At 33.0% G+C, this 19,380-nt stretch carries 20 protein-coding genes; 1 reads left to right on the top strand and 19 read right to left on the bottom strand.

Features of this window, described 5'->3' with window-relative positions:
- Nucleotides 1–46: 46 nt before the first annotated feature.
- The 17 genes from FC45_RS00100 to murB form a co-directional block, all read right to left on the bottom strand.
- Nucleotides 47–514 (bottom strand): low molecular weight protein-tyrosine-phosphatase, encoded by a 468-nt coding sequence (locus FC45_RS00100; protein WP_006584948.1) that lies wholly within the window; start codon nucleotides 512–514, stop codon nucleotides 47–49.
- Nucleotide 515: 1 nt separating this feature from the next.
- Nucleotides 516–1,223 carry a hypothetical protein gene (locus FC45_RS00095; protein ID WP_006584949.1) on the bottom strand — a complete coding sequence of 236 codons (708 nt, stop codon included), beginning with the start codon at nucleotides 1,221–1,223 and terminating at the stop codon, nucleotides 516–518.
- The gene (gene crcB / locus FC45_RS00090) at nucleotides 1,224–1,559 is read right to left on the bottom strand and encodes a fluoride efflux transporter CrcB (protein WP_006584950.1); all 336 of its coding nucleotides are present in this window, start codon (nucleotides 1,557–1,559) and stop codon (nucleotides 1,224–1,226) included. It abuts the gene before it with no gap.
- Nucleotides 1,556–1,939 carry a fluoride efflux transporter FluC gene (locus FC45_RS00085; protein WP_006587929.1) on the bottom strand — a complete coding sequence of 128 codons (384 nt, stop codon included), beginning with the start codon at nucleotides 1,937–1,939 and terminating at the stop codon, nucleotides 1,556–1,558. Before FC45_RS00085 ends, crcB begins: the two co-directional genes overlap by 4 nt.
- Before the next feature lie 102 nt (nucleotides 1,940–2,041).
- The gene (locus FC45_RS00080; RefSeq protein WP_006587930.1) at nucleotides 2,042–3,949 is read right to left on the bottom strand and encodes a copper-translocating P-type ATPase; all 1,908 of its coding nucleotides are present in this window, start codon (nucleotides 3,947–3,949) and stop codon (nucleotides 2,042–2,044) included.
- Nucleotides 3,949–4,317 (bottom strand): cupredoxin domain-containing protein, encoded by a 369-nt coding sequence (locus FC45_RS00075; protein WP_006584952.1) that lies wholly within the window; start codon nucleotides 4,315–4,317, stop codon nucleotides 3,949–3,951. Before FC45_RS00075 ends, FC45_RS00080 begins: the two co-directional genes overlap by 1 nt.
- Before the next feature lie 14 nt (nucleotides 4,318–4,331).
- The gene (locus FC45_RS00070) at nucleotides 4,332–4,772 is read right to left on the bottom strand and encodes a CopY/TcrY family copper transport repressor (protein ID WP_006587931.1); all 441 of its coding nucleotides are present in this window, start codon (nucleotides 4,770–4,772) and stop codon (nucleotides 4,332–4,334) included.
- Nucleotides 4,773–4,850: 78 nt separating this feature from the next.
- Nucleotides 4,851–5,684 (bottom strand): Cof-type HAD-IIB family hydrolase, encoded by an 834-nt coding sequence (locus FC45_RS00065; RefSeq protein WP_006587932.1) that lies wholly within the window; start codon nucleotides 5,682–5,684, stop codon nucleotides 4,851–4,853.
- 8 nt (nucleotides 5,685–5,692) lie between these two features.
- On the bottom strand, nucleotides 5,693–6,502 hold the full coding sequence (locus FC45_RS00060; RefSeq protein ID WP_006584954.1) for a Cof-type HAD-IIB family hydrolase: 810 nt from the start codon (nucleotides 6,500–6,502) through the stop codon (nucleotides 5,693–5,695).
- A gap of 93 nt (nucleotides 6,503–6,595) precedes the next feature.
- Nucleotides 6,596–7,948 carry a phosphoglucosamine mutase gene (gene glmM / locus FC45_RS00055; RefSeq protein ID WP_006584955.1) on the bottom strand — a complete coding sequence of 451 codons (1,353 nt, stop codon included), beginning with the start codon at nucleotides 7,946–7,948 and terminating at the stop codon, nucleotides 6,596–6,598.
- A gap of 18 nt (nucleotides 7,949–7,966) precedes the next feature.
- Nucleotides 7,967–8,935 carry a CdaR family protein gene (locus tag FC45_RS00050; RefSeq protein WP_006587933.1) on the bottom strand — a complete coding sequence of 323 codons (969 nt, stop codon included), beginning with the start codon at nucleotides 8,933–8,935 and terminating at the stop codon, nucleotides 7,967–7,969.
- Nucleotides 8,932–9,774: a diadenylate cyclase CdaA gene (gene cdaA, locus FC45_RS00045; RefSeq protein WP_006588457.1), complete on the bottom strand. Its 843-nt coding sequence runs from the start codon at nucleotides 9,772–9,774 to the stop codon at nucleotides 8,932–8,934. The genes FC45_RS00050 and cdaA overlap by 4 nt, the downstream gene beginning before the upstream one ends.
- Nucleotides 9,775–9,810: 36 nt before the next feature.
- Nucleotides 9,811–10,884 carry an ABC transporter substrate-binding protein gene (locus tag FC45_RS00040; protein ID WP_006584959.1) on the bottom strand — a complete coding sequence of 358 codons (1,074 nt, stop codon included), beginning with the start codon at nucleotides 10,882–10,884 and terminating at the stop codon, nucleotides 9,811–9,813.
- The gene (locus FC45_RS00035) at nucleotides 10,881–11,690 is read right to left on the bottom strand and encodes an ABC transporter permease (RefSeq protein ID WP_006587934.1); all 810 of its coding nucleotides are present in this window, start codon (nucleotides 11,688–11,690) and stop codon (nucleotides 10,881–10,883) included. The genes FC45_RS00040 and FC45_RS00035 overlap by 4 nt, the downstream gene beginning before the upstream one ends.
- Entirely contained in the window at nucleotides 11,687–12,499 is an 813-nt protein-coding gene (locus tag FC45_RS00030) for an ABC transporter permease (RefSeq protein ID WP_006584960.1), read from the bottom strand. Before FC45_RS00030 ends, FC45_RS00035 begins: the two co-directional genes overlap by 4 nt.
- Nucleotides 12,489–13,589 carry an ABC transporter ATP-binding protein gene (locus FC45_RS00025; protein ID WP_006584961.1) on the bottom strand — a complete coding sequence of 367 codons (1,101 nt, stop codon included), beginning with the start codon at nucleotides 13,587–13,589 and terminating at the stop codon, nucleotides 12,489–12,491. The genes FC45_RS00030 and FC45_RS00025 overlap by 11 nt, the downstream gene beginning before the upstream one ends.
- Nucleotides 13,586–14,497: a UDP-N-acetylmuramate dehydrogenase gene (murB, locus tag FC45_RS00020; protein ID WP_006584962.1), complete on the bottom strand. Its 912-nt coding sequence runs from the start codon at nucleotides 14,495–14,497 to the stop codon at nucleotides 13,586–13,588. Before murB ends, FC45_RS00025 begins: the two co-directional genes overlap by 4 nt.
- A gap of 104 nt (nucleotides 14,498–14,601) precedes the next feature.
- Between murB and FC45_RS00015 the strand changes: the two genes are divergently transcribed.
- Entirely contained in the window at nucleotides 14,602–15,135 is a 534-nt protein-coding gene (locus tag FC45_RS00015) for a 3'-5' exonuclease (protein ID WP_006584963.1), read from the top strand.
- Between the two features lie 38 nt (nucleotides 15,136–15,173).
- On the opposite strand, the gene FC45_RS00010 is transcribed toward FC45_RS00015, so the two are convergent.
- Both FC45_RS00010 and FC45_RS00005 read right to left on the bottom strand, forming a co-directional pair.
- A complete protein-coding gene (locus FC45_RS00010) occupies nucleotides 15,174–18,038 on the bottom strand; it encodes a non-ribosomal peptide synthetase (RefSeq protein WP_057706277.1) in 2,865 nt (954 codons plus the stop codon).
- Nucleotides 18,039–18,043: 5 nt separating this feature from the next.
- On the bottom strand, nucleotides 18,044–19,252 hold the full coding sequence (locus FC45_RS00005; protein WP_236694504.1) for a glycosyltransferase family 2 protein: 1,209 nt from the start codon (nucleotides 19,250–19,252) through the stop codon (nucleotides 18,044–18,046).
- Nucleotides 19,253–19,380: the final 128 nt, after the last annotated feature.

Here is a 19,380-nt window from a genome sequence, read left to right as displayed (position 1 = left end):
CTTCATTAAAAAAGCTTATTGGGAAAAATCCCAATAAGCTTTTTTCTTATTCATTTTTTAGATTTTCAATTAAAACTTCACAAGCTTGCTTAATTTGGCGATAACTTGTTTCAAAATCTCCAGTAAACCATGGATCATCAATATCCTTATGTGAGCCCAATAAAGTTAGTAATTTTTTCTCTTTTCCATCCGGATCTCCGCCAGTAATCCTATTTAAATCGAGAAAGTTCTCTTCATCCATACAGAATAAATAATCATACTTTTGATAATCTTCTCTAGTTACTTGACTAGCTTCATGATAAGTATAAGGGATGCCTTTTTCATCTAATTTACTTTTGGCGCGACGATCCATATCATGGCCAATCCCGCTAGCATTAATTTCATCTCGCGTTGTTGCTTTTGAATCAAATTCTACATCACTCAAGCCGGCTTTTTGGGCTAAATTTCGAGCAATAAACTCAGCCATGGGTGATCTACAAATGTTTCCATGGCATACAAATAAAACTCTTTTCATCTTATCTTTGTGTCTTTCTATAATTATGGCAAACTACTTCCCAAACGATACTTGCTATAACCACAACAATTACTGCTGTCAGGAAATTAGGAGAAATTGTTACTTTCATGCCAGAATATAGAATTTCATCAAGAATAGTAGTAGCCTTTTCACTAGCAAATAATAATCCTACTAACATCCCCGCTGATGACAAAACTGCTGTAATCCCAGCAAATCGTTTACCAAGTAGTACCAAAATAATACTAATAGCAAAGCATAAAAGCAAGGCATAATATACAAGTTGATATAAATTCAAAGCATTTTTTACATCTTCATTATTTCGTTTTAAACCAGCATTAATTCCAACCGTTATATATTTACTAATAAACTTTTCACCACTAGTTTTACTTGGTAATTTTAAGTCCTTACTTGAGAATTTTCCCTGCTTTTTGTAAGTACTGCTTAAGTTATAAACTTCAAGAGGAGTAATACTTACTTCACTCTTTTTTGGTAAATGACTCAACATTTCATCTTCTAATCCACTTGAAGCAAATAAACTAGATAAGTTACCGAAACCAGCATCATTAGCAACGTTTGTAATTAATTGTTTAGCGTACAAACGATTATTATTACTTTTCATGTTAATTGAGCTTGTTAATAAAAGTAATAATGAAAACGCAAACGCCAGTGACACAACAATTTTAGTGACTAAATAAGTAATTTTTTTCATTTACATCATCTTTCCCAGGTAAAATCCAACATAAACTAATAATAATCCCAATAAATATGAACTAAGTGCATAAAATAATCCAATTTTATCTTTGCGTAAGCCAACTAACTCTTTATTCAATGTTGAAAAAGTTGTATAACCCCCTAAAACACCTGTACCTAAAAAAGTATATATATTCTTATCTAATCCAAGGGCAAATATTAATCCAAGACAAAATGCGCCAGTCATATTGATTAAAAAAGTAGCTCTTGGCCATAAATGATTTGTTTTTATATTTACTGTTAAGAAATAACGAAGAGCTGCACCGAGTGCTGCTCCCAAGCCTGCAAAAATCACTCACTTATTCCTCTCTTTCCTAGAAAAACACCGACTTTCATACCTAATAATGCACATAAAAAGCCAAATATAATCGAAAGTAAGAAATAAGTTACAGCCATAAAACTTTGACTAGAATTAATAAACTTTAAACTATCAAGTTCAAAACTGGAAAAAGTTGTAAATGCCCCAATAAAGCCAGTACCTAAACCAGTATTTAGCCACTCTGGTAATCTTTTACTTTCAATAACAAAATAAGTGAGAAATGAAAGTAAAAAGCATCCCAATAAATTACAAATTACAGTTCCCATGGCTTGATAGGCTCCTGATAAGAAATAACGACAAATACCACCCAAAAAGCCAAAAACTGCTACACTTAAATAGACTCTTATTTTATTCATATTTTCATCTCCAGAACAATTGTAAGTTTACCGCAAAAAACGCTTTAAATAAAGCATAAAAAGCTCTCAAAGCTAAGCTTTGAGAACTTTTTTGATGAAATATTAATTAAATTTGGTTCTATTTAAAAGTAAAGAGCTAGCAACAACTGAAATGGAACTAAAAGCCATTGCTAAACCAGCTAATTCAGGACTTAAAACTAATCCTTGGTTAACAAAAACTCCCGCAGCTATTGGAATACCAATTGCATTATAGATAAATGCCCAAAAAAGATTAATTTTAATTCGATTAAATATTTTTTTAGAAATCTGTAAGGCCTTAAGTAAATTATTCAAATCATCTTGCATTAAAACCAGATCTCCACTTTCAATCGCAATATCAGTTCCACTTGCCATCGCCACCCCGACATCAGCAGTTGAAAGCGCTGGAGCATCATTTATTCCATCCCCAACAAAAGCTACTTTAGCATCTTTTTGTAGTTTTTTAACCTCATTTGCCTTTTCATTTGGTAAAACCTCACTAATGACTTGATTAACTCCAATATTTTTACCGATTTCATTAGCTACATTTTGATTATCACCAGTGAGGATAACACTTTTCTTACCCATTTTTTTAAGTTCGGAAATTACAAAAGCTGCATTATCTCTTGGAATATCTTGCATAGCCACTACTCCAATTGCCTCACCAGCAATTCCGACATAAGCACAAGTTTTTGCCTGCTGCTCTAACTTTTTTGCAGCATCTAATAACTTTTGGCTTAAATTAGTTGCCATCTTTTCATTTCCAATAAAAATTTCTTGGCCATTAATCAGGCCAGAAATCCCCTCACCTTTATGAACTTTAAAATTAGATACCTCATAACTTGGTAAGTCATATTTAGCCGCTTCATTCAAAAACGCCTTAGCAAGTGGATGCTCACTATTTTGCTCTAGATTCTTAGCAAGAGTAAGAACTTGCTTTACATCTCCAACGATATCTGTTACTACTGGTTCACCCTTAGTAATTGTTCCTGTCTTGTCAAAAACAACAGTTGAAATTTGGTTAATTTCTTCAAGAGCTTGACCATTTTTTATTAAAATTCCATGCTTGGCACTTAAATTAGTCCCCACCATTAATGCGGTTGGAATTGCCAATCCTAAAGCACATGGGCAGGCGATAACTAAGACATTAACAGCAAAAATTAAGCTATGATCAAAAGGTGCAGAAAATACCACATACCACATTTCAAAAGTTATGATTGCAATAATTAAAACAATTGGAACAAAAAATTGAGAAAATCTATCAGTCAATCTTTGAATAGGTGCTTTTGAAGTCTGTGCTCTCTTTACAAATTCAACAATCTGACTAAGTAAAGAATCCTGACCTAACTTAGTAACTTGGTAATAAATGATACCATCGTAATTAATAGTTGCCCCGACTACATTGTCGCCAATGCTTTTTTTAACTGGTAAACTTTCACCAGTAATCATAGATTCATCAACATGGCTTGTTCCTTTGACAACTTGCCCATCAGCAGCAAACTTCATCGCTGGTTTAACAACCAGAACATCGCCAACTTTTATTTTTTCGACTGGTATCTTGATTTCCTGCCCATTTTTTAAAAGGATGGCATCTTTAGCCTGTAATTTTAAAAGACTTTTTAATGCTCCATTAGCCCGCTTACGCATGCCTTCTTCCAGACTATCACCGAGTAAGATAAATAAGATAATAACTGCAGCACTTTCAAAATATACTTCATGCCCCAGAGTCATTGCATAAATGCTATAAAAATAGGCAACTAAAGTGCCAATAGTTACTAATGTATTCATATTAGCTTGTCCTTTTTTAAAGGCAGCCCAAGCACTAATATAATAGTCCTTAGCCGCTATTACCAGAATTAATGTCGTCAAAACTAAGGCTAGCTCATTATAATATGGGAACACAATATGAAAAGGCATAAGCACCATTTGAAAAAGTAATGGTGATGACAAAAGCAAAGTAATTATTACCTTTTTTCTTGCACTTATTGTCATTATTTAACAACTACCTTTCCATGAAACATATTCATTCCACAACTATAATTATATTCACCAATCTGATCTGTCGGAACTTTTATTGACACCTTTTCACCTGGTGCAAGTTTTTTATCTAGTGCTAAATCACCTGACTTTATTTCAGCTAAACATGCAGTTGAATCCTTTTGGACGAATTCTACTTCTGCCGGAATTCCTTTCTGTAATACCAAAGTAGAAGGACTATATCCACCTTGAATGATAATTTGCGCTTTTTGTTTATTTTTACTTGTCTTGGCAGCTTCGATATCGTTGACCTTTCTGATAAAGAACCACCAAATAATAAATCCAATAATCAGAATAGCAATTAAAATTGAAATAATTCGCATATTTATCTCCTTTTTTAACATTGATGGTTTCTCTTACTATGTAAGCAATCACATGGAATGGTATCTGGTGCTGACTGTTCCATAATATTGAGTTCTCTCTGTATTTCCTTTATCGCAGATTTAGATAAAGGTATTTCTTTTATCAATCGAATTAACAAACTTCCCTTATGCATATCACACATATGAGAAAACATATCCTTAGTCACTTGATACATCATCTCATTTTCAGAAACGGTTGCACTATAAATATAAGCACGCCCTTCTTTTTTTATCTTAACTAATCCCTTATCAACTAGCCTTCTAATTAAAGTTTTGATAGTAGATTCAGTCCAAGACATTTTTTCACTCAATTGATCTATTATTTCACTGCTTTTTACTTCATCGAGTGTCCAAATTATCCTCATAACTTCCCACTCAGCATCAGAAATATTCATTTTTAAAATTTTGTCTACCATATCTTCACCTCCATTGTTTACATTTGTAAACATATATTAAGTCGATACTTACTTTTTGTCAATAAAAAAGCCAAGTAATTAAACTTGGCTAGCTAAAATTTTATTTAATGCATAAGCAATCCCATCGTCATCATGATCTTTAGTGACAAAATCTGCACGTTCCTTTAAAGCACTAATGGCATTGCCCATAGCAACTTTATAAAAGTTATTATTTTCAAACATTGACAAATCATTACCTTGATCACCAAAAACAACCACTTCATTTTCATGAATACCTAACCGATGTGCTAATTGATGAATTGCCAAACCCTTTGAGGCTACTAAATTATTAACTTCAATTGTATCTGTTCCCAGTGAAGAAATGCCACTACTTGAAGCATTCCATTTATCAAAAAAGACTTCAGGCAAATTTTGTTTAAAGGCTTTAATTTCATTTGCCGGTCCACTGAATTCTGCTTTAATAAAGTGAAAGTCTTCGGGTACTTGCTCTAAATCACGTACCCGAATTTTCATATTATTTAGTGCTGAGGCAGCAGCCATGATAATTGATAGATTCCGATCCATCGTGTAGTAATGATTTTCTGTCATAAAATGCAAATTAACCTTACCTAACTTTTGGTAATGAAGAAATTCTTTCAAATCAGCATATGATAAGTCATTACTTATTAATTTCTCCCCTGTAAGGCGTTGTACTACTCCACCATTAAACAAAATTGCATAATTATCATGTCCTGAGATATTAAGTTCTTTTAAATATGGAAGAACTCCTGGTAATGGTCGACCTGAAGCAGGAACAACTTTTATTCCCATTTTATCTGCACGCTGTAAAGCTTTTTTAGTTTTTGGACTTATTCTATGATCTGAAGTTAGCAATGTTCCATCCAGATCAGTTGCAATCATTTTTATTGCCATTTCTATCCTCACAAAACAAATTTTTTAAGTGCTTTGGCAATTCCATTGTGGTTATTGTCGTCAGTAACATAATCAGCTAAATTCTTTATTTCATCAATTGCATTACCCATCGCAATTTTTTTGAAATTTGGGTTTGAAAACATTGAGATATCATTACCTTCATCTCCAAAAATCATTACTTCATCTTCTTCAAAGCCCAGCCGGCTTGCTAATTCAGCTAATGCTAGGCCTTTTGAAGCTGCTGGATTATTAAATTCAACAATAGTTTCAGCACTTCTAACAACATTATATTGATCAAATACCCAATCTGGCAAACGATTTCTAAAACGTGCGATTTCATCTACAGAACCTGTAAATTCACATTTAATATAAGTAAAATCTTTTTTCAAATCTTTCAAATCACAAACATGGATTTCATTATTTGTGGTACTTGCATTAATCCCCATCTGAACATTAATTATCCGATCAAAAGTATAAAAAGCTTCAGTTGTTTCAAAGTGCATATTGACATGAGCTAATCTCTGTAAATGTTTCATCGTTTCAACATCATGCAAATTTTGTTCATGACTAAAAAGAACTTTTCCACTATAAGATTGAGCAACCCCACCATTAAAAACAGTCGCGAATTGTTGATCCCCTTCAAGTCCTAATTGTGCTGCATATGGCAAAATACCTGATAGTGGTCGTCCAGAAGCTAAAACAACTTTTAATCCTTGTTTTCTTGCTAAAGTAAGCATTCTTTGCGTTTCAGCAGCAATTGTATTATGTGACGTCAACAGAGTACCATCTAAGTCAACAGCAAGCATTTTTATTGTCATTTTAGTCCTCCCAAAATTACTTTCTAAAATATATATTTTATTGTACAAAAAAAGACTGCTATCTGCAGTCTTTTTATCCATCAATTAATGAAATTATTCGCCCATTTCAGCTTTTACAACTTCAACAATCTTATTTACATAAGCATCAGTTTGTTCTTGAGTTGGGCCTTCAGCCATTACCCGAAGTAATTCTTGTGTACCTGATGGTCTTACAAGAACACGACCATCACCATTCATTTCATCTTCTACTTCTTTAATAACAGCCATTACCTTTTCATTTTGCTTCCATGCCTTCTTGTCCTTAACTGGAACATTGATTAAGCGTTGTGGGTATTCTTTGAAGTCCTTCAAAAGTTCAGTTAACTTCTTGCCTGTCTTCTTCATTACAAGCATTAAGTGAAGTCCAGTAAGCATTCCGTCACCAGTATTGTGGTAATCACTGATAATAACGTGACCAGATTGTTCACCACCGAGATTGTAACCGTTAGCACGCATTTCTTCTGATACATAACGGTCACCAACTTGAGTCCGGATATTCTTTAATCCTGCACGCTCTAAAGCTTTTGTAAAGCCAAGGTTACTCATAACAGTAGTTACAATTGTATCTTTCTTAAGACGACCATGTTCAGCTAAGTAAGTACCAATTACGTACATAATGTGGTCCCCATCAACTTCGTTACCATTTTCGTCAACAGCGATACATCTATCTGCATCGCCATCAAAGGCTAAACCAAGATCAGCACCTTGCTTAACAACTTCTTCTTGTAACTTCTTAGTATGAGTTGCACCTACATGGTCATTAATGTTTAAGCCATCTGGATGAGTTGCAATAGTAGTAAAATCAATGTTTAAATCAGCAAACAAACGTGAAATCAAATGACTTGAAGCCCCATTTGCGCCATCAACCACAACTTTAATACCATCTAAATCTTCTGGAATAGTTTGTTCAATAAATTGTAAGTACTTTGATGCACCTTCATGATAATCAGTTACTGTACCTAAACCTAATGCTGATGGGCGAGGTAAAGTATCTTCTGGGGCATCAATTAATTGTTCAATTTCTTCTTCTTTAGAATCAGATAATTTAAGACCATCACTACCAAAGAACTTAATACCATTGTCTTGAACCGGATTATGTGATGCTGAAATTTGAACACCAGCATCTGCACCTTGAGCACGAACTAAGTATGACAATCCTGGAGTGGTAATAACCCCCAATTCCAATACTTCAATTCCTACTGACAAAAGTCCTGAAATAAGTGCATATTCAAGCATTTGTCCAGAAATACGAGTATCTCTAGAAACTAAAACCTTTGCTTTTTCGCCATCTTTCTTGTGTTTAGTTAAAACATAACCACCCATACGTCCTAACTTAAAAGCCATTTCAGGAGTCAAAACTTCATTAGCAATTCCACGAACGCCATCAGTACCAAAATATTTTAACATTACAATAAACTACCTTTCTTATGAACCTGACTGTGTTGAATTGGCAACTGTTATCCTCACAGCTACTACATCTTCGCTTGCCTTAATTACCCCATTAGGCAATTTTAGCTTTATCTTTTTAGTCTGTGAACTAGAAACATTCTTCAAGTCAACATCTGTGTCAAGTTCCTTAATCTTCTTCAAAGCACTGCTCTTGCCATAAATAGTCACACTAGTGGTTTCCGCAGTCAATGAATAAACCTTATCACTAGATTCATTCTTCGGGTTTAGCTTAATTTTAACAGTCTTTTTCGGTAATGTAATAGGAATCTTTACATTTACTGCTAAAGGATTAATAACAACATTTAGCTGTGAACCCTTCTTATCTTCTGCCACTAACATAACTTGTTGTTCAAAAGTTTTTGTTGTATTAGTTGGCAAAACGACTTTGGCAATAATCTTGTTAATTTGGTTTACTTCACTTTTTGCACCAGTAACACTAACTACTGAAGGATCTGCTTTTGCGGTTCCAATTGTATATGCATCCGGCACAACATTTTTATTATACTCTATTTGAACAGGAAGCGAACGAGATTTTCGTCTTTGAATATTAACTGTTATTTTTTTCGGATTAATTGAGTAAGCTAATTGCTTATTCAAATTTGTTACTTTAACTTTAATTGTATGTTTACCTACACTTAATTTAGTTAAATCAATGTACACTCGGAAATTTTGAGTATTTTGTGTTGATGTAACCAAAGCACTGGCACCAGACAATGTCATCTTAACTTTTTCAGGATAGCCAGTTACATAATAGCGATCTGTATTTACGGACACCTGTAACGGAACACTAATTGTAACTTTTTTAGTTGCAGTTTGTTGACTGGTTGTTTGCTCTCCTTGAGTGAAATAACCATGTTGAGTTGTATCAATATAGATTACTAATAAAGTTGCAGCAAGTAAGGCAATTATCTTATAAAACCAAGGTTTATCGAAGAATTTGTTCATCGGTCTGCACCCCAATTCCATAATCTACCTAATACTTTTTGGAAAAGTGTCTGCTTTACCTCATCTTGAGGTACCAACTCACTAGTTAAATACTTCATATATTCGTCTCTAGTCATGTCTAACATAAATTGACTATTTTTAGTAATTGTAACTCCACCTGTCTCTTCAGAAACTACAATAGTTATCGCATCGGTAACTTCAGAAATTCCGACAGCAGCACGGTGCCGTGTACCTAATTTTTTAGGAATCATACTATTATCTGATAATGGTAAATAAGCCGCAGCAACAGCGATTCGACCATTTCTAATAATAACTGCTCCATCATGAAGTGGGGTATTAGGAATAAAAATATTAATTAATAATGCACCTGTAACTTCTGCATCTAATCCTATTCCTGTTTCAATATAATCATCAAGACCTGTATTACGTTGAATTGTTATCAAAGCCCCAATACGTCTTTTACTCATATATTGAATCGCCTTATCTAGTTCAGCGACAAATTTTTCAGACATTTGTCGTTCTGTTTTGGCATTACCATTAAAAAATGGCATTCTTCCCAGATGTTCAAGTCCACGCCGAATTTCCGGTTGGAAAATGACTATAACCCCAATAACCGACCAAGATAGGAGTTGATCAACAATATATGCAAAAGTATTAAGGCCAATCCATCCAGCAACTTGTCTAGCCACCCATATGATGACTAATCCTTTTGCTAGCTGAACTGCTTTTGTTCCCTTAATAAGCATTAACAATAAATACAAAATATACCAAACTACTAAAATATCTATTAGAATTGATAAATTCTGCCAAGTAAAGAAATTAGTAAAATTAAAAGACATTTAAACCCTCCTATCATTAAATTTTATTATACCTTTTTAGCGAGAATACATCTTAAATTCTAAGAATAAATCATTATATTCTTGCACTTTTTTAGGAGGTAAGTCCTTATAAACTTGTAAATGATTAATGGTGTTTTTATCTGGATAAAATTGCTTGTCATCCCGAATAGATTTTGGCAAATACTTCATCGCTGCCTTGTTTGGCGTTGCATATCCCACATATTCTGCATTTTGAGTAGCATTTTGGGCATCTAACATGAAATTAATAAATGCATAAGCAGCTTTTTTATTTTTAGCAGTTTTAGGAATGACCATATTATCAAACCATAAATTAGAGCCTTCTTCAGGAACTACATAATGAAGATGGGAATTATTATCTAACATCTCACTTGCTTCACCAGACCAAGTAACAGCAAGAGCGGCTTCATTTTGAATCATGTACATTTTAATTTCATCAGAAATTATTGCTTTAACATTTGTTCCTAAACTATCTAACTTAGTTTTGGCTAGTTTTAATTCAACTGAATTGGTCGTATTCATCGAATAACCTAGTGAAACTAACGAGAATCCCATAATATCACGGGCCGAATCAACTAATAAAATTTTATTTTTCCATTTTGGATTCCACAAATCATTCCAGTGCTGAACCTCATCAGATTTAACATACTTATCATTATAGATAATACCTAAAGTTCCCCAGAAATAAGGAATAGAATATTGATTATGCTTATCAAAAGACTGATGTAAAAACTGCGGATTAAGATTTTTAAAGTTAGATAGCTTATTTGTATCTATCTTATCCAGTAAATTGGCTTTTTTCATCTTAGTAATCATATAGTCTGATGGAACTGCCAAGTCATAGCTCGTCCCACCTTGTTTCACTTTGGTAAACATTGCTTCATTTGAGTCAAAAGTTTCATAAATGACTTTATAACCCGTTTGTTTTTCAAATTTAGTAATCAAACTTGGGTCAATATAATCTCCCCAATTATATATAATCAAAGTTTTTTTGGAGGAAGTAGCTGATGAAGAATCTAACTTATTGGCAGCTAAACTAAGTCCCAAACAAAGGGCTAAAATAATTACTGCACCCCAAATTAATTTTTTCACTTAATAAGGCCCCCAATCTCTGGCTTATTACCCTTATGGCTATGACGGGTAGTTAAGAGATAATATCCACCGACTAATACAAGAACAATTAAAAACATTAAAGTTGATAAAGCATTAATCTCTAGATCAATTCCTTGGCGTGCACGTGAATATATTTCTACCGATAAAGTTGTGAAGCCATTCCCTGTTACAAAAAAGGTAACAGCAAAATCATCTAATGAATAAGTCAAAGCCATGAACAAACCAGATAGTATTCCTGGTGTAATTGCTGGTATCAATACTTTACTGTATACCTGCCAATTATTTGCGCCAAGATCTCGAGCAGCATCAATCAAAGACTTATCCATTTCTTTAAGGCGGGGCAATACCATTAAGACAACAATTGGAATTGAAAAAGCAATATGACTAAGTAAAACGGAGCCAAAGCCCAAACTAAGTCCTAATGCAGTAAAAAACACTAAAAAACTTGCCCCAATAATTACATCAGGCGACACCATTAGCACATTATTTAATGATAGTAATACCGTTTTTTTCTTCTTATTCTTAGTACCATCAATTGCAATTGCCCCCATAGTACCAATAATCGTTGCAATTAAGCTTGAAAGTAGAGCCAACATAATCGTATCTAAGAAGATTGCTAAAAGTCGACCGTCAGCAAATAAATCTTTATAGTGCGTTAATGTGAAGCCATGAAAGACATCCATATTTTTCCCATTTGAAAAAGAAAAAACGATTAGATAAAAAATTGGCAAATAAAGAATAAATAAAACTAAAGCTAAATATAGTCTTCCCCAAACTTTTTTCATAGTTTTACCTCCTTTTTGCGCTTATTCTTTTCTCCTGTCAAAACCATTACAGCTACCATCATTACAATCAGTATTACACCGATAGTTGAACCCATACTCCAGTTCATTGTTGTTGTAAAGTATTCCTCAATCGCAGTTCCCAATGTAATAACTCGGTTACCACCAATTAATCTAGTCAACATGAAAAGTGATAATGATGGAATAAAAATTGCTTGAACACCACTTTCAACACCAGGAAGTGATAATGGCCAAATTATATAACGAAAACTCTGCCACTTACTTGCACCCAAGTCATTAGCTGCATTTATCAACGCAGGATCAATTTCCTTGATCGCATTATATATGGGTAAAATCATAAAAGGAATTTCGATGTAAGTTGCTACAAAAATAAAGGCAAAATTGGTAAACAAAATATTTACCGGACCAATTCCAAATAGATGCAAGAAGTTATTTACTAATCCACTCTTACCAAAAATCCCAATAAATGCATAGGCTTTTAAAAGCAAATTAATCCAAGTTGGCAAAATTATCAAAAGTAACCAAAATTGTTGATTTTTTAGTTTAGTTAAAATATAAGCTACTGGATATGATACTAACAAAGTAAATAGAGTAATAAGTAATGCATACCAAAATGAATTTAGTGTCATTCTCAAAAAAGTAGCATTTGTAAAGAAGTTGCTAAAATTTTCTAAACTAATTGAACCATTACCAGTTAATGAAGTCCAAAAAATCAGCAATAACGGCAGAACAACAAATAAGCCAATCCAAAGACTGTAAGGTAATAAAAAGAACCAATGTTTATTCTTCATTATCATCCTCACCTTCGTATTTTTCTAATCGTGCATCAAATTCTTCTTCACTTTCACCAAATCGCATAACATGGATATCTTCTGGGTCGAAGAAAATGCCTACTTCTTTTCCAACTTCAGTTGGATTAGTTGAATGAATTAGCCACTCATTTTCATCAGCATCATGAGCCTTAATTTCAAAGTGATCACCTAAAAATAGCTGACTTTCAACTGTAACTAATAATTTTCCCTTATCAGGTTCTACAATATCCAAGTCTTCTGGTCTTAAAACCACTTCAACTTTTTCTCTCGGATTGATACCAGCATCAGCACATTCAAAATGCTTATTAACAAACTCTACTTCATAATCTTGAACCATCCGTCCAGGAACAATATTAGAATCTCCAATAAAGCGTGCTACAAAATCATTAACTGGCTCATCATAAATATCTACTGGTGTACCAGATTGTTGAATTTTGCCCTCGTTTAAAACGAAGATTTCATCACTCATTGCTAAAGCTTCTTCTTGATCATGAGTAACAAATATAAAAGTAATTCCCAGCTTCTTTTGAATAGCCCGCAATTCAAACTGCATTTCTTTACGCAGACGCTTATCTAAGGCAGACAAGGATTCATCGAGTAATAGAACTTTGGGTTTATTAATAATTGCCCGGGCAATAGCAACCCTTTGTTGCTGCCCACCCGACAATTCAGATATTTCACGATTAGCATACCCATCTAGGCGAACAGTATGCAACGCCTCTTTAACAGCTTGTTTAATTTCAGATTCTGGTCGTTTTTTTAGCTTTAAAGCAAAAGCAACATTTTCGTAGACATCTAAATGTGGAAACAAGGCATAATTTTGAAAGACGGTATTTAAATGTCTTTTAGAAGCATCTAAATTAGTAATATCTTGACCATCAAACAAAATTTGACCACTAGTAGCCTCTGTAAAACCCGCAATAATTCTTAAAATGGTTGTTTTTCCACTACCACTTGGACCAAGCAAAGAATAAAATTTACCCGATTCAATCTCTAAGTTAATATCTTTTAAAGCCACAAAGCCATCATCATAACGCTTAGTTACATTCTTTAATTCAATGATGTTCACTTACTCTCCCCCTCAATATCACGACCAATTATTCTAACTTCAGTATGCAAATCAATTCCGCGTTGCTCTTTAATTGTTTTTTGAATGTAATGAATCAGATTTAAATAATCTGTAGCTGTTGCCCCGCCCTTGTTAACAATAAATCCTGCATGCTTAGTTGATACTTGTGCTCCACCAATTTGCTTTCCTTGCAAACCAGCCTTAATCAACATTGGGCCGACAAAATGACCTGTTGGACGTTTAAAGACACTCCCACAAGATGGATATTCAAGTGGTTGCTTATATGCTCTTAAGGCATTGAGATAATTCATTTCATCCAAAATCTTAAGCTTATCACCTTGTTCCAGCTTAAAGCGAGCACTAACTACAATATCTCCAGTTTCCTGAACCAATGAATGGCGATAACTAAAATGCATTTCATCATGGCTATAATGCTTAATTTCACCTGATCTAGTTAAAACGGTAACTTCAGAAATTGCCTGCTCACTTTCTCCACCATATGCTCCAGCATTCATAAAGACTGCTCCACCAACACTACCAGGAATTCCAGCAGCGAATTCTAAACCTGATAGTCCATGATTAGCAGCAAAAAAAGCTGTTTTAACAATTGTTGCACCAGCTTGTGCTTCAACTGTATCTCCATCAAGCTTAATTTCATTCATATCTGTTAAAATAATTACTAAACCAGCAATCCCTTTATCAGATATGATTAAATTTGATGCATTACCAATAACAGTAATATCTAAGCCATCTTCATTTGCTGCAGCAACTAGCATCTGCAGCTGCTCCAGATTCTTTGGAAAAGCCAAATATTCTGCCTCTCCACCGGTTTTAGTAAAAGTATACCGACTCAAAGGTATCTGCTTTGAAATATTATAATTTTGCTTAATTAAAGAATCTATTTTCATTTAGGAGCCTCCAATTTTTTCATCCTTTTTATTTTACCGCAAAGCGCGTTATTACGCAGTAGTATGCTATACTGAAATTGTTTACATTTAAGGAGAATTTTAAGATGAATTTTATTGCTATGGACTTTGAAACCGCCAATCGTCATCCTGAAAGTGCATGTTCACTAGCCTTAGTAATGGTTAGAAACAACAAAATAGCAGATCGCTTTTATACGGTAATCAATCCACAAATGCCTTTTGATGGGCGCAACATTAGTGTTCATCAAATCACACCCAGCGACGTAAAAGATGCTCCTACAATGGCAGAAGTTTGGCCCAAAATAAAAGATTTATACCAGCCAGGCATGCTTGTTGCGGCTCATAACGCCAAATTTGATGCCAATGTTTTAAAAATGTCATTAGCCAGATATGACATCGCAGAGCCACATTACCTAGTGATTGATACCTTAAAAACCAGTCGCTTATTTGAACCTGATTTGCCAAATCATAAACTTAATACTGTTTCTGAAGCATTGGATGTTGAACTCTGGCATCACCATAATGCTTTAAGTGACAGTGAAGCTTGTGCCGGAATTTTGATTAAACAAAATGAAAAAATGGGTGATGAAGCAATCAAGAATTTAATTGAGCAAAGATAAGATNCGTAACTGAACGCTGTGTTCAATTACGTCTTTGTTTATTTATTTTCTAAAATTTGCGTTTGCACTACAAAATCTTTTCCATCTAGACAAATCTTAATATTTTTCTCTTTCAATAAATCGCCATATAAAATTGCATACATCTTTCCATGACAAGAAACCATGGTAATATAGTTAGCTTTGAAAGGAAGTTGCCAAATTTCATCAATAACTGCCTGTACTGACTTCACCTCACCCAAATAATTTGGTGAAAGATTCATTGCTTTCCATTTCTTTTCTAAAACTGGTAAAAATTCAAGATCTTTCCCCAGTTTATTAAATAAACAATAACGATAGTCAATACCAGTTTGATAAAGTTGCTTAGTTACAAAATATCTTTGTTTAAAATCAGCTAAACTATCAGTTGCTTTAACTTCCCAAGGGAGCGTTGCATGCAGATCACCAAGCACATTTTGGGCATCAAACTCCTTGAACTTACGAATATTAAGCGCAAGTTTACCTGTAACTTGACTAAGATGTCTTTCGCTAATAACTGCCTTAGCTAAAGTATAAATACCTTGAATATAAGCAGTATCTACATCTTTTACCTTGGCTGGGAAAGAAATTACATGTAGAAGCTTTTTATCCTTAGATAAATTTAAATTCTCGCTTGTTTCTGGGATTTCTTCAATTGCTTTTGCTAAATCAACTTGTTCATTTTGCTTTTTTAAGAATTTAGAATATGAAGCAAAAGAACTAACTGGAAGTGCTGAAGCTAGTTCATCCCCCTGATATAAATTACTAAACCTCTTTTTTAATAAAGTTTCAGAAGCAGCATCTAAACTATGATGAGAAAAAATTAATCTTAATTTTGAAGAAGATAAATCAACTAGGGCTATAAAAATTGGTCGACCTGGCTTTTGATACATTATTTTTTCTAAATCAGAACGTTTAATTTCCCCTGTTGCAACCAAAAATGGAATTGAAGAGTTTAATATTGGCCTAAACTCTAATTTTTTGTCATTAATAAACCAAGCATAGTTTAATAAATCAACTTTATTAGCTAATTCAGTTAACAATTGATAGATTCTCCTAATTTCTGTATAGCTGGCTTCTTTTAAATCAAACTCTAATATCGAAAAAGAAGTTTTACCTTGTGAGAAAAGACTCTGTGCTGTTGGAGAGGCAATGATTGGCTCAGATCCATATTCAGCACTAAAATTATCAAACAATAACTTTAAATTATCTAGGTCAACTTCACTAGCAAATGCACCTTTGACTTCATTATTACCAGTTAGCTTTTTCACAACTAATTGATCTAGTTGTGACAGATTATTAATTTGGTTAAGTTCTGCATCCTCTATTTCGATTTTAAATGCACTTTCAACTTCAATTATAAAACGGACCAAATCTAATGAATCCAAATCTTTTAAAGCTGATACATTAAATTTCGCAAGCAATTTTTCAAGTTCCTGCTCAATATCCTTGGTATCATTACGCAAGTATTGCTTTTTAAGATAATATTTTTCAATCATCTTTTTTGCATCAATTTTTCGATTATAAGTATATAGAAACTCAGGTACTCGAATAATTATCGGATTTAAATACCGCGGAAGTTTATGATTAATTTCAGCCGTTTTATCATTGTCAGCTAGATAAAAAATATAAATTCGACCATTTTGATATTTGGCAACTGCAGATTTTACTCCCATTACTTCACTCGCAATAGTTTTCACTTCACCAAGTTCAATTCTAATACCATTAACTTGAACTTGATCATCCATTCGCTCTAAAAATACCAATTCGCCATTATCTAATTGCTCAACAATATCACCTGTTTTATAGTAATTAATTCCTGCTTCAGAAATAAACTTTTCTCGCCTTTTCACAGGATCTAACACATAGCCTTGAGTTACACCTTTGCCACCAATATAAAGTTCTCCTTTATTCCCCTCTTGATTGACTAACTTAACAATTGCACCAGAAAAAGGTTTTCCAATTGGAACATAATTATTTTCATTAAGGGTCACTTCGTGATAAGTAGCATAAATCGTTGTTTCGGTTGGTCCATATAAGTTAAAGACTCGACATCCACTCTTCAAACTTGCTTTAAGTTTTTTCGCTAAGTCAATTGGAAAAGCTTCTCCAGCAACCATTAAAAATTTTAATTTTTTAAAAACATCGGGCCCTCCGATTGTTAACAAAGCATCGGCAAATGAAGGAGATAAAGATAAATGAGTAATTTTTTCTTCGTTAATCAATTTAGGAATTAAGCGAATACTTTCACTTTTTGATGGACTAGTAGGCAAACAGACAAGCTCTGCCCCGGTCAAAATTGGTGAAAGAATCTCAGTTAATGAAACATCAAAAGAATATGGTGTTGAGAAAAGGAAGCGCGTTTCACTATTAACGTGAATTAATGGATATAATTCAGATAATAACCATTTAATATTTTCTTCAGTCAAAAAAACTTTCTTCGGTACCCCAGTACTACCTGATGTTGCAAGAATATAAGCATATTTAGGACTAGAAGCTTGATAATTAAAGCTTATATTTTTATCTGGGTCAAATTCCTCAACATTTATATTAGTAAAATCATAATCAGTTACCACAAAATCAGTTACCAAGGAATTCCATTCCACTTCTTTAACACGCTTTAGTGCTTCATTAAGAGATAAAGCTGAAACAAGTGGCATTGGGATTTTTCCTGCTTTCCAGATTCCTAAAATTACAGGAAGAACGAAACGCGTATTTTGTAAGTAAAAAGGAACAATGTTTTGTTTATTAAAATGCAATAAGCCTTGAGCAAGTTGATTACTTAGATTTTCAATCTGTAAAAAAGTTAAATTTCCATCTCTGGAACTTATAGCTACTTTATTAGGTTCTTTTCCTAGACGATTTGTTAATTCTTTTAAAAAAATCATTTTAATCACCTTTCAGTTTTATATTTTTTTCTTTTAGGATTTAGCAATGAATATAAAGGTCCTATATTAGAAATCAAGTATGCAAAACTAGCTAAAAAAGCTAAATACAATTTAGATTGCATAGTATTATGAGATAGTAATTCTACAATTCTATTACTTAGCCAATACCGAATAGTTGTTGTTGCAATATAACTAAATAAAAAAATAATACCTAACTGCCAATTTCCTAGTAAAAACAAATAAAATATTATAGCTAAATATAAAGTTGGCAAAAAAAGCCATGCAAATGCTCCTCTATATTGATTAATCAAATATGAAAAAGCAGAAGTCCTATCAATATGCTTTTTGACCAGATCAGAATATATTTTTCCATTTTCAAATAGTGTTTTAAACCATGTGGCATTTTGTTTCATTAGTATTTTTAAATTTTTGGGCGATTCTCCATATTCCACAGCAAAAATAGGATAAATCTTAACATCATGGCTTCTAAGAAAAAAACTCAAATAAATATCTTCACACCAGTAATCTGTTGTAAATCCTCGTATTTTCTGTAAATAATCTAACCTTATAAATAAGCCATGACCAACCACATGATTTCTAAGAAATTTAGAAAAAAGAATTCCATTTGTAAACCCATTTGTAAACCCATTTGTAAATTCAAAATTCGTTTGGAAAATTGCAAAGCCTTTCATCAAAGGAGATAACGACTTTAAATTTTTAAAAAATGCAGCATATTCCTGCATAATTAGTGGAAATGATTTTGTCTGACATAATTTACACATATTTATTAAAGTTTGTTTTGTAATATTGCTATCAGCGTTGTAAACAGCAAAATAGCTTTTTTTATCGACATTTTTATTGTTTTTTATTATTGCCTGCAAAGCAAAATTTAATTGATGTGCCATCATTCCAGAATATGCAGGATAGTTCAATAATTTTACATTTTTGTATTTTGAAGAAGTAGCAAGTTTCTTTTTTACCACTTCATAAGTTGTATCATCTGAATCAATTAATTTCTTCTCTTTATTAGTTGTTACAATCAATAATTGGGCTTTAATTTTACTTTCCTCAATTGCTTTTACAAAATTATCAATTGTATTACTGATAATTCTTTGTTCCAATAAGCAGGGAATAACTATATATAGTAGTCCATCAAATTTTTTAAAATTAATATTATTTATAGAATAATGTTTTATCTTTTTAAAAATTATCAATGATCTAACTATGTGCCATAAACATTGCAAAAACATACACAATATAATTAATTTAATGTAGAGATTCACTTATATCACGACCTATCATCAGTTTAATAGAAACTGTCAAATTTTTTGTGTAAATAGAT

The organism is Lactobacillus jensenii DSM 20557, assembly GCF_001436455.1.
Lineage (GTDB): Bacteria > Bacillota > Bacilli > Lactobacillales > Lactobacillaceae > Lactobacillus > Lactobacillus jensenii.
Note: the sequence above shows the minus strand (reverse complement) of the source record. Positions and strands in the feature narration are given on the sequence as shown.

Coding starts and splice junctions, on each gene's coding strand:
- FC45_RS00100 (WP_006584948.1), bottom strand. CDS start 514: ATGAAAAGAGTTTTATTTGTATGCCATGGAAACATTTGTAGATCACCC.
- FC45_RS00095 (WP_006584949.1), bottom strand. CDS start 1,223: ATGAAAAAAATTACTTATTTAGTCACTAAAATTGTTGTGTCACTGGCG.
- FC45_RS00085 (WP_006587929.1), bottom strand. CDS start 1,939: ATGAATAAAATAAGAGTCTATTTAAGTGTAGCAGTTTTTGGCTTTTTG.
- FC45_RS00080 (WP_006587930.1), bottom strand. CDS start 3,949: ATGACAATAAGTGCAAGAAAAAAGGTAATAATTACTTTGCTTTTGTCA.
- FC45_RS00075 (WP_006584952.1), bottom strand. CDS start 4,317: ATGCGAATTATTTCAATTTTAATTGCTATTCTGATTATTGGATTTATT.
- FC45_RS00070 (WP_006587931.1), bottom strand. CDS start 4,772: ATGGTAGACAAAATTTTAAAAATGAATATTTCTGATGCTGAGTGGGAA.
- FC45_RS00065 (WP_006587932.1), bottom strand. CDS start 5,684: ATGGCAATAAAAATGATTGCAACTGATCTGGATGGAACATTGCTAACT.
- FC45_RS00060 (WP_006584954.1), bottom strand. CDS start 6,502: ATGACAATAAAAATGCTTGCTGTTGACTTAGATGGTACTCTGTTGACG.
- glmM (WP_006584955.1), bottom strand. CDS start 7,948: ATGTTAAAATATTTTGGTACTGATGGCGTTCGTGGAATTGCTAATGAA.
- FC45_RS00050 (WP_006587933.1), bottom strand. CDS start 8,935: ATGAACAAATTCTTCGATAAACCTTGGTTTTATAAGATAATTGCCTTA.
- cdaA (WP_006588457.1), bottom strand. CDS start 9,774: ATGTCTTTTAATTTTACTAATTTCTTTACTTGGCAGAATTTATCAATT.
- FC45_RS00035 (WP_006587934.1), bottom strand. CDS start 11,690: ATGAAAAAAGTTTGGGGAAGACTATATTTAGCTTTAGTTTTATTTATT.
- FC45_RS00030 (WP_006584960.1), bottom strand. CDS start 12,499: ATGAAGAATAAACATTGGTTCTTTTTATTACCTTACAGTCTTTGGATT.
- murB (WP_006584962.1), bottom strand. CDS start 14,497: ATGAAAATAGATTCTTTAATTAAGCAAAATTATAATATTTCAAAGCAG.
- FC45_RS00015 (WP_006584963.1), top strand. CDS start 14,602: ATGAATTTTATTGCTATGGACTTTGAAACCGCCAATCGTCATCCTGAA.
- FC45_RS00010 (WP_057706277.1), bottom strand. CDS start 18,038: ATGATTTTTTTAAAAGAATTAACAAATCGTCTAGGAAAAGAACCTAAT.